The following is a 14544-nucleotide window of genomic DNA, read 5'->3' on the forward strand; positions in this document are numbered from 1 at the left end:
CAAAGGTGTTTATGTTAACTGAGCCGTGACAATGTTGCCACGCTCAGAGTGGAAGGATAGTTATCAGTAATAATGAGAAAGCTTAAAATTGGTCTGGCGTTAGGGGCGGGAGCTGCCCGAGGATGGTCGCACATTGGCGTCATCAACGCCCTCCGTCGGGCTGGTATCGAGATTGATATCGTCGCGGGGTGTTCTATCGGTTCGCTGGTAGGGGCGGCGTATGCCTGCAACCGGCTCCCGGCGCTCGAGTCATGGATCTGCTCATTCAGCAACTGGGATGTCCTGAAGCTGATGGACCTCTCCTGGCGACGTGGGGGCCTGCTGCGCGGTGAAAAGGTATTCAATCATTACCGTCGTATTATGCCGGTGACCGATATCGAACGCTGCGAGCGTCGGTTTGCTGCCGTCGCGACCAATTTAAGTACCGGCCGGGAACTGTGGTTTACTGAGGGCGATCTGCATTTAGCCGTTCGAGCCTCCTGCAGCATGCCTGGACTGATGGCGCCGGTGAGGCATAATGGTTACTGGCTGGTCGATGGCGCAGTGGTCAACCCGGTTCCCGTGTCGCTGACGCGGGCAATGGGGGCCGATATCGTGATTGCCGTTGACCTGCAACATGATGCCCATCTCATGCAGCAAGATTTATTTTCCCTCGAAACGCCGCGGCCGGAAGCTGAAGAGAAGGAGGGCCCATGGCATACTCGTCTGCGCGCGCGATTGACGCAAATGAGCTCCCGTCGTACGGCCGTGACGCCGACGGCGATGGAGATCATGACCACGTCTATCCAGGTTCTGGAGAACCGTCTTAAACGCAACCGTATGGCGGGTGACCCGCCGGATATCCTGCTGCAGCCATACTGTCCGCAAGTGTCGACGCTCGACTTCCATCGCGCAGCAGAGGCGATTGCCGCGGGCCAATTGGCCGTGGAAAAGAAAATGGATGAACTATTACCCTTAGTGCGTACAGCGGTTTGACGTACAAGTACCTGACTTAAGTAAAATCTGACAGGCGATAGTGAGAATAGCGTGCCACTATTGAATTATCGTCAGCCAGGGGAGATATCATGACGCAGCCATTGGCGGGAAAACAGATTCTGATAGTTGAAGACGAACCCGTTTTCCGCTCACTCTTGCATGGATGGCTGGCCTCGCTGGGAGCAACGACCTGGCTGGCGGAAGATGGCATGGATGCCCTGCATAAAATGACAGAGGTGCGTCCGGACCTGATGATTTGCGACATTTCAATGCCGAGAATGAACGGTCTGGAACTGGTTGAGACGCTGCGTAACCGCGGCGAGCAGCTACCGATACTGATGATTTCCGCCACCGAAAACATGGCGGATATAGCCAAAGCGTTACGGCTGGGCGTCCAGGATGTGCTGTTAAAACCGGTGAAAGATTTCGATCGCCTGCGTGAGACCGTTTATGCCTGCCTGTATCCCGCGATGTTTAGTTCACGTGTGGAAGAGGAAGAGCGTTTATTTGAGGACTGGGACGCGCTGGTCAGTAATCCGACCGCCGCATCGAGACTGCTGCAGGAGCTACAGCCTCCGGTGCAACAGGAAATGTCACATTGCCGCATTCATTATCGACAGCTGGTATCGGCGGATAAGCCGGGGCTGGTGCTCGATATTGCGCCGCTCTCGGAAAATGATTTGGCTTTCTATTGTCTGGATGTCACACGAGCAGGGGATAATGGCGTGCTGGCGGCTTTATTACTGCGCGCGCTATTCAATAGCCTGTTGCAAGAGCAACTGGCGCATCAGGGGCAACGGCTACCTGAAATGGGGAGTCTGTTAAAACAGGTCAATCAGTTACTCCGCCAGGCGAATCTTCCCGGTCAGTTCCCTTTGCTGGTGGGTTATTACCACAGTGGACTGAAAAATTTAATTCTGGTGTCCGCAGGGCTCAATGGCACGTTGAATACCGGTGAGCATCAAATTCAGATAAGTAATGGCGTTCCTTTAGGGACGCTGGGCGATGCCTATCTTAACCAAATTAGCCAGCGCTGCGCCTCATGGCAGTGCCAAATTTGGGGGGCCGGGGGGCGTTTACGCTTAATGTTGTCTGCGGAATGAGCAATTGCGTTTATATCTAAGCAGACGGCATTACCTGCAGCCCTATACTGGTGGTACCATCGAGCAGTTTTATGCGTAAAAGTCCTAATTCGAGGCTATCGGAACCTTTTCAGACCAGTGAATACGCGGTTGACTGATATACTCGACACGTTATTTGTAACGAGAAGTTTAAAAAACAAACAGTCCAGGAGATTTCAATGGCTGCCCTTAATTCTAAAGTCAGAAAAGCGGTTATCCCGGTAGCGGGATTAGGCACCAGGATGCTGCCTGCCACCAAAGCAATTCCAAAAGAAATGCTGCCGCTGGTAGATAAGCCGTTAATTCAGTACGTTGTTAATGAATGTATCGCTGCAGGAATTACTGAAATTGTTCTGGTAACGCACTCATCGAAAAACTCTATCGAAAACCATTTCGATACCAGTTTTGAGCTGGAAGCGATGCTGGAAAAACGTGTAAAACGCCAGCTTCTGGAAGAAGTGCAGTCTATTTGCCCGCCGCACGTGACAATTATGCAAGTTCGTCAGGGCCTGGCGAAAGGCCTTGGTCACGCCGTGCTGTGCGCACATCCGGTAGTGGGTGATGAGCCGGTAGCGGTTATTCTGCCAGACGTTATTCTGGATGAATTTGAGTCCGATCTGAGCCGTGATAACCTTGCGGAGATGATCTCTCGTTTTGATGAGACTGGCGCCAGCCAGATTATGGTTGAGCCTGTCGAGGATGTGACCGCGTATGGCGTGGTCGATTGCAAAGGCGAATCCCTGAAGCCGGGCGAAAGTGTGCCGATGGTGGGCGTGGTCGAGAAGCCAAAAGCTGACGTTGCGCCGTCCAACCTGGCGGTAGTGGGGCGCTATGTCCTCAGCGCAGATATTTGGCCGCTGCTTGCGAAGACCCCTCCGGGCGCCGGTGATGAAATTCAGCTGACTGACGCGATTGATATGCTGATCGAGAAAGAAACGGTTGAAGCTTATCATATGAAGGGCAAGAGCCATGACTGCGGCAATAAGCTTGGCTACATGCAGGCGTTTGTCGAATATGGTATTCGTCACAAGACGCTTGGTGACGATTTTAAAGCCTGGCTGGAAACCGCGGTGACGAAGTAATCCGCAGCGCGATTAAAAGCCAGAAACCGGGAGCGCGTCAGCGACTCCCGGTTTTGTTTATCGAGCCTGAGGACAAAAAAAATCCCGCCGGAGCGGGATTTTTAATATTGCGACAACGGAGATTAGATCAGGAAATCGTCCAGTGATTTACCTTGTTCGTCCATTGCTTTTTTGATCACCGCAGGAGTACGGCCCTGGCCAGTCCAGGTTTTGGTTTCGCCGTTTTCGTCTACATAGCTATATTTAGCCGGACGTGCAGCACGCTTAGTTTTGGTACCGGCTTTAACGGCAGCCATAGTGCTCAGCAGTTCATTCGGGTCAATACCGTCAGCAATCAGCATTTCACGGTATTGCTGCAGCTTACGCGTACGCTCTTCAATTTCTGCTGCGGCGGCGTTTTCTTCTTCACGGCGCTCGTTAACAACGACTTCTAATTTTTCCAGCATTTCTTCGAGCGTTTCAAGGGTGCATTCTCTTGCCTGCGCACGAAGAGTACGGATGTTGTTCAAAATTTTAAGTGCTTCGCTCATTGTAGTAATCTCAAACTTATATTGTGGGGTGGTTTGTTGAACTAATAATAGAGCGATAAAATGCGTTGTGCAATAGGGGAGAATGTAAGGAATTCAAAATTACTGGTTATTTGTCGCGGGAATTAATTAATTTAAGTTAAAATTCTCGTGCCGCTTCACATCTTTGCTCCTTATAGCCATGAGTAGGGGGCCAGCTAAAACACTGAGACCATATGCTTTTTCTGAGGTTCAGTGAGAAAAATTATCCTTTGCATGGGTAAATAACCCTCGTCAGTATTAGCGCATTTTTGGTTACGCGCCTTAATATAAAACAACCCGCAAGCCCGCTTATAGTGCATGGATACTGGTCCTATAAGCACGAAAAGACAATGGTTACCTCACCGATAGCGTAACGGGGCGTACAAATAATGGCCCTGTAAATTCAATTCATCCACGTCACCCTTTCCGTTTCCATGCCCTTCAGCGCTGCGACAATACCCCTGCGGAAAGGGCGGCTGTACGCCTAAAATATGGTACAATCGCCGCCGCGATAAAACACTTTGATTGGGGTCACGCAGCCGATGGCACAACTTTATTTCTACTACTCTGCAATGAATGCAGGTAAGTCGACCGCTCTGTTGCAATCTTCGTACAATTACCAGGAGCGGGGGATGCGTACCATCGTTTATACCGCTGAGATAGATGACCGCTTCGGTGCTGGAAAAGTCAGCTCGCGTATCGGCCTCTCCTCGCCGGCCCGGTTGTATAATCCGCAGACGTCGCTATTTAACGATATTGCGGCAGAGCACAAGCTTAAGCCGATTCACTGCGTGCTGGTGGATGAAAGCCAGTTTCTGACGCGCGAACAGGTTCATGAGCTGTCCGAAGTTGTCGATACACTGGATATTCCGGTGCTGTGCTATGGACTGCGGACGGATTTTCGCGGCGAGCTCTTTACCGGTAGCCAGTATTTGCTGGCATGGTCCGATAAGCTGGTGGAGCTGAAAACCATTTGCTTCTGCGGCCGTAAGGCGAGCATGGTGCTACGTCTCGATCAAGAGGGGCGACCTTATAATGAAGGCGAGCAGGTTGTCATCGGCGGCAATGAGCGGTATGTGTCCGTCTGTCGTAAGCATTATAAAGAGGCGCTGAGCGTGGGTTCTTTAACCCAGGTACAAAACCAGCGTTATTCCTGCTGAGTTGCTCAGAAGCTCATACAGGCGCCTGTGGGCGCCTTTTTTATACTCTGGAAGGCTGGAGCTCGGGATTGGCTGACAAGCAGGCATAAAAAAGCCCCGTCATCTGACGGGGCTTGCAGTATGTTTACCGTTGTTGATTAAGCGGATTTCTTCGCTTTTTTCTCAGCTTTCACCGGAGCCGCGTCGGTTTTCGCAGCAGTTTCGCCTTCGACGAACTCGCGGCCGTAGTAGGTATCCAGCAGAATCTGTTTCAGTTCGGAGATCAGCGGGTAGCGCGGGTTAGCGCCGGTGCACTGGTCATCGAATGCATCTTCAGACAGTTTATCAACGTTAGCCAGGAAGTCAGCTTCCTGAACGCCAGCTTCGCGGATAGATTTCGGAATTCCCAGCTCAGCTTTGATGCTTTCCAGCCATGCCAGCAGTTTCTCGATCTTCGCTGCGGTGCGGTCGCCCGGTGCAGAGAGACCCAGGTGATCGGCGATTTCAGCGTAGCGACGACGAGCCTGCGGACGGTCGTACTGGCTGAACGCAGTCTGCTTGGTCGGGTTGTCATTCGCGTTGTAGCGAATAACGTTGCAGATCAGCAGGGCGTTGGCCAGACCGTGCGGAATATGGAACTGAGAGCCCAGTTTGTGCGCCATGGAGTGACACACCCCGAGGAAGGCGTTCGCAAACGCGATACCGGCGATAGTCGCAGCACTGTGTACGCGCTCACGGGCAACCGGGTTCTTGGAACCTTCGTGGTAGGAAGCCGGCAGGTACTCTTTCAGCAGTTTCAACGCCTGCAGAGCCTGGCCGTCAGAGAACTCAGAAGCCAGCACGGAAACGTAAGCTTCCAGGGCGTGAGTCACCGCATCCAGACCACCGAACGCACACAGCGATTTCGGCATATCCATCACCAGGTTGGCATCGACGATGGCCATATCTGGGGTCAGCGCGTAGTCTGCCAGCGGATATTTCTGACCGGTTGCGTCATCGGTCACTACGGCGAACGGCGTCACTTCAGAACCGGTACCGGAGGTGGTGGTGATGGCGACCATCTTGGCTTTGACGCCCATTTTCGGGAACTTGTAGATACGTTTACGGATATCCATAAAGCGCAGCGCCAGTTCTTCGAAGTGGGTTTCCGGATGTTCGTACATGACCCACATGATTTTCGCCGCATCCATCGGGGAACCGCCGCCCAGCGCGATGATGACGTCTGGTTTGAAGGAGTTCGCCAGATCGGCACCTTTACGTACGATGGTCAGGGTCGGGTCAGCTTCAACTTCAAAGAAGACTTCGGTTTCAACGCCCGCTGCTTTCAGTACGGAAGTGATCTGATCGGCATAGCCGTTGTTGAACAGGAAGCGGTCAGTCACGATCAGCGCGCGTTTGTGACCATCAGTAATCACTTCATCCAGTGCGATTGGCAGGGAGCCACGACGGAAGTAGATAGATTTCGGAAGTTTGTGCCACAACATGTTTTCAGCTCGCTTAGCAACGGTTTTCTTGTTGATCAGGTGTTTCGGACCAACGTTTTCAGAGATGGAGTTACCACCCCAGGAACCACAACCCAGAGTCAGGGAAGGCGCGAGTTTGAAGTTGTACAGGTCACCGATACCACCCTGAGAAGCCGGGGTGTTGATCAGGATACGTGCGGTTTTCATCATCTGGCCGAAGTAAGCCACGCGAGCCGGCTGGTTGTCCTGGTCGGTGTACAGGCAAGAGGTGTGACCGATACCGCCCATGGCAACCAGTTTTTCTGCTTTGGTGACCGCGTCTTCGAAATCTTTCGCACGATACATCGCCAGCGTCGGAGACAGTTTTTCGTGAGCAAACGGTTCACTTTCGTCAACGTTGGTCACTTCGCCAATCAGGATCTTAGTCGTAGCCGGAACGGTGAAGCCTGCGAGTTCCGCGATTTTTGCCGCTGGCTGACCAACGATAGCGGCGTTCAGCGCGCCATTTTTCAGGATGATGTCCTGAACCGCTTTCAGCTCTTTACCCTGCAGCAGATAGCCGCCGTGGCTGGCGAAACGTTCGCGAACCGCGTCATACACTGAATCAACGACGACAACAGACTGCTCAGAAGCACAGATAACGCCGTTATCGAAGGTTTTAGACATCAGAACGGAAGCAACAGCACGTTTGATATCAGCCGTTTCATCAATGACCACCGGGGTGTTACCGGCACCAACGCCGATAGCTGGTTTACCGGAGCTGTACGCTGCTTTCACCATACCTGGACCACCGGTCGCAAGGATCAGGTTGATGTCCGGGTGATGCATCAGCGCGTTAGACAGTTCTACGGACGGCTGATCGATCCAGCCGATCAGGTCTTTCGGCGCGCCAGCCGCGATGGCAGCCTGCAGTACGATATCAGCCGCTTTGTTGGTGGCTTCTTTTGCACGCGGGTGCGGAGAGAAAATGATGGCGTTACGTGTCTTCAGGCTGATGAGCGATTTGAAGATGGCTGTTGAAGTCGGGTTAGTTGTCGGTACGATACCGCAGATGATGCCGATCGGTTCAGCGATAGTGATGGTACCAAAGGTGTCGTCTTCTGACAGGACGCCACAGGTTTTTTCATCTTTATATGCGTTGTAAATGTATTCGGAAGCGAAGTGGTTTTTGATCACTTTGTCTTCAACGATGCCCATGCCGGATTCGGCAACGGCCATTTTAGCGAGAGGGATTCGAGCATCTGCAGCGGCCAGAGCGGCAGCGCGGAAGATTTTATCGACTTGTTCTTGAGTGAAACTGGCATATTCACGCTGGGCTTTCTTGACACGCTCAACAAGCGCGTTCAGTTCAGCGATATTAGTAACAGCCATAATGCTCTCCTGATAATGTTAAACTTTTTTAGTAAATCAGTCGCTCGATTCGACATTATAGACAGGCTGTTAACAGCTTGCATGTAAATGTTTATGTAGAAAAATCAGGACACTGTTTTACCGATTTACTAAAAAAGCTCTATTACTTTAACTTTCAGGTCATGCTGCCTTCCACTCTGTTGGTGTCATCAAGATTACTCACTTCTGAGTACAAAATACGTGATTTAGATCAAGTATTGGCGTGGCTGATACCTTTCAGCTGGCTGCTTTTTAACCGATTCGATCAAGTGTAATGGAAGGGTTTTGAAATTAAAAAAACGATTAGCATTAAAGCTACAAATAACTAACATTCGATACATATCACCGGGTTATGCATATTTATAATGAATATTGCATGCAAAAAGCGTATGTTTCGCGCAGTTATTTTATGCTGTTAATAGTCAACCGCCAATTTTGATGATGCTGCGGAGCCCATTGTGACTCAACCACTGTTCGATTTTGCTACCTATTTCAAGTTTTTCATTGGCTTATTTGCCCTGGTCAACCCGGTCGGCATCATTCCGGTGTTTATCAGTATGACCAGCTACCAACCGGCAGCGGTGCGCAACAAGACCAACCTGACCGCAAACCTGTCGGTGGCGATCATTCTCCTGACGTCGTTGTTTCTCGGCGATGGCATTCTGCAGATTTTTGGCATCTCGATTGATTCCTTCCGCATTGCCGGCGGCATCCTGGTGGTGACCATTGCGATGTCGATGATCAGCGGCAAGCTCGGCGAAGATAAGCAGAACAAGCAGGAGAAGTCGGAGACGGCGGTCCGGGAGAGCATCGGCGTCGTGCCTCTCGCGCTCCCCTTAATGGCCGGACCGGGGGCAATCAGTTCAACTATTGTCTGGGGCACCCGATATCATTCCTGGGTGCACCTGGTCGGGTTCTCACTGGCGATAGCGGTATTCGCTCTTTGCTGCTGGGGCATTTTCCGAATGGCGCCGTGGCTGGTTCGTCTGCTGGGACAGACGGGAATCAACGTCATCACCCGTATCATGGGGTTGCTGCTGATGGCCCTGGGGATCGAGTTTATCGTAACCGGTATTAAAGCGCTGTTCCCCGGACTGCTTAATTAGTGGAACACCATGCAAGCGTGGAGGCTTCACTTCGCGCTTGCGCGATTATTAGCAAAACCTATTAACCAGCGCGAGATCGGCTGTTGAGATAACGTTTTGCGATAATATCTTTAAATCCATATTTTTCATTAAGATATCTGTTTTTGTTCATTGTTTTCCCCTCACGCTCTTCCTGCCTGCGATGTTATTTTCTTCACATCATTCTCTGGCACTTGCTGTCGGATCATCGAAATGATATTAGTAATTTTAACAAGGCAGTAGATGAATGTGCTAAAAAGTAACCTGTTGTTAAATTTTTGTACAAAAAAGCATCTTTTAGCCGATACTCGATTCTCAACGCGATTAAAAAATCATATCACTATGATTAACAATGATATTTTTTTGTCGGTAGTCCGCGAAGATCTTGAGCATCGCGGGCAATATCGGCGATAAAAGAGAATCCGGTAACATATTTGCAAATTGCATTGGCGGAGGTGTTTACCTTTTGGTAATTTCCGCCGTTATCGTCTGCTGAATTATATGCGTAAATGAGAATCATTATTAATAATCTCACTGCGCCGGAACTGCCCTCCAGCGAGGGGGCAAAGAATCGACGTTAAGGCTGCCGTTCGAGCGGTCGTAATAAATAAGTCGGTGATAGCAATCTGCCAATCGCAAACGCTCCTGCGTTGGACAGATCCCCGCAAACGGGAAAAAAACAGGCTGGTTAAAAAACCAGTAATTATAATGACTGGAGTTACAACACAATGACCATCATCACTAAAAAACGTTTGATCGCCGCGGGAGTGCTATCCGCACTGCTTGCCGGCAATATGGCTATGGCAGCGGATGTCCCAGCCGGTGTGCAGTTGTCGGATAAGCAAACGCTGGTGCGAAATAGCGGCGCTGAGCCGCAATCACTGGACCCGAATAAAATTGAAGGGGTACCCGAGGCCAATATTAGCCGCGACCTCTTCGAAGGCTTGCTGAATACTTCGCCGAAAGATGGCCACCCGATCCCTGGCGTAGCAGAGAGCTGGGATAATAAAGATTTTAAAGTCTGGACCTTCCATCTGCGTAAAGATGCGAAATGGTCTAACGGCGAGCCGGTTACTGCTCAGGACTTCGTCTACAGCTGGCAGCGTCTGGTGGATCCGAAAACCGCTTCTCCTTATGCCAGCTATCCGCAATATGGTCATATCGTTAACGTCGACGACATCATTGATGGCAAGAAAGCGCCGAGCGAACTAGGCGTAAAAGCCATTGACGACCACACGCTGGAAGTAACCCTCAGCGAGCCAGTCCCTTATTTTTATAAGCTGCTGGTTAACCCGGCGATGTCTCCTGTCTACAAACCGGCTATTGAAAAATTTGGCGAGAAATGGACACAGCCTGGCAATATCGTCACCAACGGGGCGTATACTCTGAAAGACTGGGTGGTCAACGAACGTATCGTGATGGAGCGCAACCCGCACTACTGGGATAATGCAAAAACCGTCATTAACACCGTTACCTGGCTGCCGACCTCTTCCGAAGTGACCTATGTTAACCGCTATCGCAGCGGTGAACTGGACATGACCTATAACCAGCTGCCGATCGAACTCTTCCAGAAGCTGAAAAAAGAGATCCCCAACGAGCTGCACGTCGACCCGTATCTGTGTACCTATTATTACGAAATCAACAACCAGAAAGCGCCGTTTACCGACGTACGCGTCCGTACCGCGCTGAAGCTGGGTCTGGATCGCGACATTATTGCTAATAAAGTGAAAGGACAGGGCGATCTGCCGGCCTACGGCTACACGCCGCCGTACACCGATGGCGCGAAGCTGAGCGAGCCGGAATGGTTTACGTGGTCGCAGGAAAAACGCAACGAAGAAGCGAAAAAACTGCTGGCCGAAGCCGGCTATACCGCGGATAAACCGTTGACCTTTAACCTGCTGTATAACACCTCCGATTTGCACAAGAAGCTGGCGATTGCCGCCGCCTCGCTGTGGCGTAAAAACCTGGGCATTGACGTGAAGCTGGTTAACCAGGAGTGGAAAACGTTCCTCGATACCCGTCACCAGGGCACCTATGACGTGGCACGCGCAGGCTGGTGCGCCGACTATAACGAGCCAACTTCCTTCCTGAATACCATGCTCTCTGACAGCTCAATGAACACTGCGCACTATAAGAGCCCGGCGTTCGACAAGATTATGGCTGAATCCGTAAAAGCGTCTGATGAAGCGCAGCGTACGGCAGCCTATGCGAAAGCGGAACAGCAGCTGGACAAAGACAGCGCGATCGTACCGGTCTATTACTACGTCAACGCCCGCCTGGTGAAACCGTGGGTTGGGGGCTATACCGGTAAAGACCCGATGGATAACGTCTATACCAAAGATCTTTACGTTATCAAACATTAATGGCAATACGTGGGGCGGGCCTGTGCTCGCTCCATCGTGTCTTATTTGAGAGCAGTGCAAAGGCACACGCCAGAAGGTACGGGCAATGTTAAAATTTATCTTACGTCGCTGTCTGGAAGCGATTCCGACGCTATTTATTCTTATTACCATCTCATTCTTCATGATGCGTCTGGCACCGGGAAGTCCTTTTACCGGGGAGCGCACCCTGCCGCCGGAAGTCATGGCGAATATTGAAGCAAAATACCATTTAAACGACCCTATCATGACGCAGTACTTCAATTATCTGAAGCAACTGGCGCATGGCGATTTTGGTCCCTCCTTTAAATACAAAGATTATTCGGTCAACGATCTGGTGGCCGCCAGCTTCCCGGTTTCTGCGAAACTGGGCTTCGCCGCCTTTTTACTCGCGGTGGTGATCGGCGTAGCCGCCGGGGTGATAGCCGCTCTGAAGCAAAACACCCGATGGGACTACGCGGTGATGGGGGTAGCCATGACCGGCGTGGTTATTCCGAGCTTTGTGGTGGCGCCGCTGCTGGTGATGATTTTTGCCATTACCCTGCACTGGCTGCCGGGCGGCGGCTGGAACGGCGGAGCGCTGAAATTTATGATCCTGCCGATGGTGGCGCTTTCCCTGGCCTATATCGCCAGTATCGCCCGTATCACCCGCGGCTCGATGATAGAAGTGTTGCACTCTAACTTTATCCGCACCGCGCGGGCAAAAGGGCTGCCGATGCGCCGCATTATTTTGCGCCATGCGCTGAAGCCGGCGCTGCTGCCGGTGCTCTCCTATATGGGGCCAGCTTTCGTGGGCATCATCACCGGCTCAATGGTCATTGAAACCATTTACGGCCTGCCGGGGATCGGCCAGCTGTTCGTTAACGGGGCGCTTAACCGCGACTACTCGCTGGTGCTGAGCCTGACGATCCTCGTTGGCGCCCTGACTATCCTGTTCAACGCCATCGTTGACGTGCTGTACGCCGTTATCGATCCGAAGATTCGCTACTGAAGCCGGAGTTCGCCATGATGTTAAGTAAGAAAAATAGCGAGGCGCTGGAAAACTTCAGTGAGAAGCTGGAAGTGGAGGGGCGTAGCCTCTGGCAGGATGCGCGTCGCCGCTTTATGCACAACCGCGCCGCGGTGACCAGCCTGATCATGCTGGTGCTTATTGCGCTGTTTGTCACCTTTGCGCCAATGGTGTCGTCGTTCTCCTACTTCGATACCGACTGGGGCATGATGTCCAATGCCCCGGATATGGCTTCAGGCCACTACTTCGGAACCGACTCCTCCGGGCGCGACCTGCTGGTGCGCGTGGCGATCGGCGGGCGTATTTCGCTAATGGTCGGGGTGGCAGCGGCGCTGGTGGCGGTGATCCTCGGCACGCTGTACGGTTCGCTTTCCGGTTATCTCGGCGGCAAAGTGGATTCGGTGATGATGCGTCTGCTGGAGATCCTCAACTCCTTCCCGTTTATGTTCTTCGTCATCCTGCTGGTGACCTTTTTTGGTCAGAATATCCTGCTGATCTTTGTTGCCATCGGCATGGTTTCCTGGCTGGATATGGCGCGTATCGTGCGCGGACAGACCTTGAGCCTGAAGCGTAAAGAGTTTATCGAAGCCGCGCAGGTCGGTGGGGTCTCCACGGCCAGCATCGTGCTGCGCCATATCGTCCCCAACGTACTGGGGGTGGTGGTAGTGTACGCCTCGCTGCTGGTCCCCAGCATGATCCTCTTCGAATCCTTCCTCAGCTTCCTCGGGCTGGGAACCCAGGAGCCGCTCAGCAGTTGGGGAGCATTGCTCAGCGATGGCGCCAACTCAATGGAAGTCTCGCCCTGGCTGCTGCTGTTCCCGGCGGGTTTCCTGGTGGTGACCCTGTTCTGTTTCAACTTTATCGGCGATGGTCTGCGTGATGCCCTCGACCCGAAAGACCGCTAAGGAGCGCTGCCATGACCATGATTGAAACGGCAAAGGCGCCGCAAGCGCAGAGTCACAGCGGCCTGCTGCTGGACGTGAAAGATCTCCGCGTCACCTTTAAAACGCCGGATGGCGATGTCACCGCCGTCAATGACCTGAACTTCACCCTGCAGGCGGGCGAGACGCTCGGCATTGTGGGCGAATCTGGCTCCGGTAAATCGCAAACCGCCTTCGCTCTGATGGGGCTGCTGGCGGCCAACGGCCGCATCGGAGGATCCGCCACCTTTAACGGTCGGCAGATCCTCAATTTGCCCGAGCGTGAACTGAACAAACTGCGCGCCGAGCAAATCTCGATGATTTTCCAGGATCCGATGACCTCTCTTAACCCGTATATGCGGGTGGGCGAGCAGTTAATGGAAGTCCTGATGTTGCATAAAGGACTGAGCAAAGCCGAAGCGTTTGAAGAGTCGGTGAAGATGCTCGATGCGGTAAAAATGCCGGAAGCGCGCAAGCGCATGAAGATGTTTCCGCACGAGTTTTCCGGCGGGATGCGCCAGCGCGTGATGATTGCCATGGCGCTGCTGTGTCGGCCGCGGCTGCTGATTGCGGATGAACCCACCACCGCGCTGGACGTCACCGTGCAGGCGCAGATCATGACGCTGTTGAATGAGCTTAAACGCGAATTCAATACGGCAATCATCATGATCACCCACGACCTCGGGGTGGTGGCCGGGATCTGCGATAAAGTGCTGGTGATGTACGCCGGGCGCACCATGGAGTACGGTCAGGCGCGCGATGTCTTCTATCAACCGTCACATCCATACTCTATTGGCCTGTTGAATGCAGTTCCTCGTCTGGATGCCGAGGGCGATGCGTTGTTAACCATCCCTGGCAACCCGCCAAACCTGCTGCGATTGCCGAAAGGCTGTCCATTCCAGCCGCGCTGCCCGCACGCCATGGAGCAGTGTAGCAGCGCACCGCCGCTGGAGTCGTTCGCGCCAGGCCGCCTGCGCGCCTGCTTTAAACCGGTGGGGGATCTGCTATGAACGCCGTAACTGAACAACGAAAAGTCCTGCTTGAAATTGCCGACCTGAAGGTGCACTTCGATATCAAAGATGGCAAGCAGTGGTTCTGGCAGCCGTCGAAAACGCTGAAAGCAGTGGATGGCGTGACGTTGCGCCTCTATGAGGGGGAAACCCTCGGTGTGGTAGGGGAGTCAGGCTGCGGCAAATCGACCTTCGCCCGCGCCATTATTGGCCTGGTGAAAGCGACCGATGGCAAAGTGGCCTGGCTTGGGAAAGATCTGCTGGGTATGAAGCAGGAAGAGTGGCGCGATGTGCGCAGCGATATCCAGATGATCTTCCAGGATCCGCTGGCCTCGCTGAATCCGCGCATGACCATCGGGGAGATTATCGCTGAACCGCTGCGCACC

At 52.6% G+C, this 14544-nt stretch carries 13 protein-coding genes; 11 read left to right on the forward strand and 2 right to left on the reverse strand.

The annotated features are described in order from the left end of the window. The first annotated feature begins 72 nt into the window (after nt 1-72). The 3 genes from rssA (at nt 73) to galU (ending at nt 3178) form a co-directional block, all read left to right on the forward strand. Nucleotides 73-975, forward strand: a complete 903-nt coding sequence (gene rssA / locus CW267_RS11700; RefSeq protein WP_012541356.1) for a patatin-like phospholipase RssA — start codon at nt 73-75, stop codon at nt 973-975. Between the two features lie 89 nt (nt 976-1064). Next, nucleotides 1065-2078 (forward strand): two-component system response regulator RssB, encoded by a 1014-nt coding sequence (rssB, locus tag CW267_RS11705; RefSeq protein ID WP_008804408.1) that lies wholly within the window; start codon nt 1065-1067, stop codon nt 2076-2078. 197 nt (nt 2079-2275) lie between these two features. Then, nucleotides 2276-3178, forward strand: coding sequence for a UTP--glucose-1-phosphate uridylyltransferase GalU (gene galU / locus CW267_RS11710; protein WP_008804409.1), 903 nt, complete (start codon nt 2276-2278; stop codon nt 3176-3178). A gap of 122 nt (nt 3179-3300) precedes the next feature. Here the strand turns inward: galU and hns are convergent, their stop codons facing one another. Continuing rightward, entirely contained in the window at nt 3301-3708 is a 408-nt protein-coding gene (gene hns, locus CW267_RS11715) for a histone-like nucleoid-structuring protein H-NS (protein WP_002910103.1), read from the reverse strand. A 560-nt stretch (nt 3709-4268) separates the two neighbouring features. Between hns and tdk the strand changes: the two genes are divergently transcribed. Next, complete coding sequence (gene tdk, locus CW267_RS11720) at nt 4269-4886, forward strand: thymidine kinase (RefSeq protein ID WP_008804410.1); 618 nt, start codon at nt 4269-4271, stop codon at nt 4884-4886. Between the two features lie 137 nt (nt 4887-5023). On the opposite strand, the gene adhE is transcribed toward tdk, so the two are convergent. Further along, complete coding sequence (gene adhE, locus CW267_RS11725; protein ID WP_008804411.1) at nt 5024-7699, reverse strand: bifunctional acetaldehyde-CoA/alcohol dehydrogenase; 2676 nt, start codon at nt 7697-7699, stop codon at nt 5024-5026. Between the two features lie 77 nt (nt 7700-7776). On the opposite strand from adhE, the gene CW267_RS11730 reads away from it, so the two are divergent. The 7 genes from CW267_RS11730 to CW267_RS11760 all read left to right on the forward strand — a co-directional run. Continuing rightward, the gene (locus tag CW267_RS11730; RefSeq protein ID WP_012541357.1) at nt 7777-7992 is read left to right on the forward strand and encodes a hypothetical protein; all 216 of its coding nucleotides are present in this window, start codon (nt 7777-7779) and stop codon (nt 7990-7992) included. A 183-nt stretch (nt 7993-8175) separates the two neighbouring features. Beyond that, complete coding sequence (locus tag CW267_RS11735; protein WP_008804412.1) at nt 8176-8823, forward strand: YchE family NAAT transporter; 648 nt, start codon at nt 8176-8178, stop codon at nt 8821-8823. A gap of 746 nt (nt 8824-9569) precedes the next feature. Next, nucleotides 9570-11204, forward strand: coding sequence for an oligopeptide ABC transporter substrate-binding protein OppA (oppA, locus tag CW267_RS11740; protein ID WP_008804413.1), 1635 nt, complete (start codon nt 9570-9572; stop codon nt 11202-11204). An 85-nt stretch (nt 11205-11289) separates the two neighbouring features. Continuing rightward, the gene (oppB, locus tag CW267_RS11745) at nt 11290-12210 is read left to right on the forward strand and encodes an oligopeptide ABC transporter permease OppB (RefSeq protein WP_002910089.1); all 921 of its coding nucleotides are present in this window, start codon (nt 11290-11292) and stop codon (nt 12208-12210) included. Nucleotides 12211-12224: 14 nt separating this feature from the next. Next, complete coding sequence (gene oppC, locus CW267_RS11750; protein WP_004145396.1) at nt 12225-13133, forward strand: oligopeptide ABC transporter permease OppC; 909 nt, start codon at nt 12225-12227, stop codon at nt 13131-13133. Between the two features lie 11 nt (nt 13134-13144). Further along, nucleotides 13145-14158, forward strand: a complete 1014-nt coding sequence (locus CW267_RS11755) for an ABC transporter ATP-binding protein (RefSeq protein ID WP_004151853.1) — start codon at nt 13145-13147, stop codon at nt 14156-14158. Next, a partial coding sequence (locus tag CW267_RS11760; RefSeq protein ID WP_133124738.1) for an ATP-binding cassette domain-containing protein occupies nt 14155-14544 on the forward strand: 390 nt, incomplete at its 3' end. The genes CW267_RS11755 and CW267_RS11760, both read left to right, overlap by 4 nt.

It is taken from the genome of Klebsiella sp. X1-16S-Nf21, assembly GCF_002837615.1.
In the GTDB taxonomy this organism is placed as follows: domain Bacteria; phylum Pseudomonadota; class Gammaproteobacteria; order Enterobacterales; family Enterobacteriaceae; genus Klebsiella; species Klebsiella variicola.

Excerpts from the sequence above, each read along its gene's own strand:
- rssA (WP_012541356.1), top strand. The coding sequence starts at position 73 with ATGAGAAAGCTTAAAATTGGTCTGGCGTTAGGGGCGGGAGCTGCCCGA.
- rssB (WP_008804408.1), top strand. The coding sequence starts at position 1,065 with ATGACGCAGCCATTGGCGGGAAAACAGATTCTGATAGTTGAAGACGAA.
- galU (WP_008804409.1), top strand. The coding sequence starts at position 2,276 with ATGGCTGCCCTTAATTCTAAAGTCAGAAAAGCGGTTATCCCGGTAGCG.
- hns (WP_002910103.1), bottom strand. The coding sequence starts at position 3,708 with ATGAGCGAAGCACTTAAAATTTTGAACAACATCCGTACTCTTCGTGCG.
- tdk (WP_008804410.1), top strand. The coding sequence starts at position 4,269 with ATGGCACAACTTTATTTCTACTACTCTGCAATGAATGCAGGTAAGTCG.
- adhE (WP_008804411.1), bottom strand. The coding sequence starts at position 7,699 with ATGGCTGTTACTAATATCGCTGAACTGAACGCGCTTGTTGAGCGTGTC.
- oppA (WP_008804413.1), top strand. The coding sequence starts at position 9,570 with ATGACCATCATCACTAAAAAACGTTTGATCGCCGCGGGAGTGCTATCC.
- oppB (WP_002910089.1), top strand. The coding sequence starts at position 11,290 with ATGTTAAAATTTATCTTACGTCGCTGTCTGGAAGCGATTCCGACGCTA.
- oppC (WP_004145396.1), top strand. The coding sequence starts at position 12,225 with ATGATGTTAAGTAAGAAAAATAGCGAGGCGCTGGAAAACTTCAGTGAG.
- CW267_RS11755 (WP_004151853.1), top strand. The coding sequence starts at position 13,145 with ATGACCATGATTGAAACGGCAAAGGCGCCGCAAGCGCAGAGTCACAGC.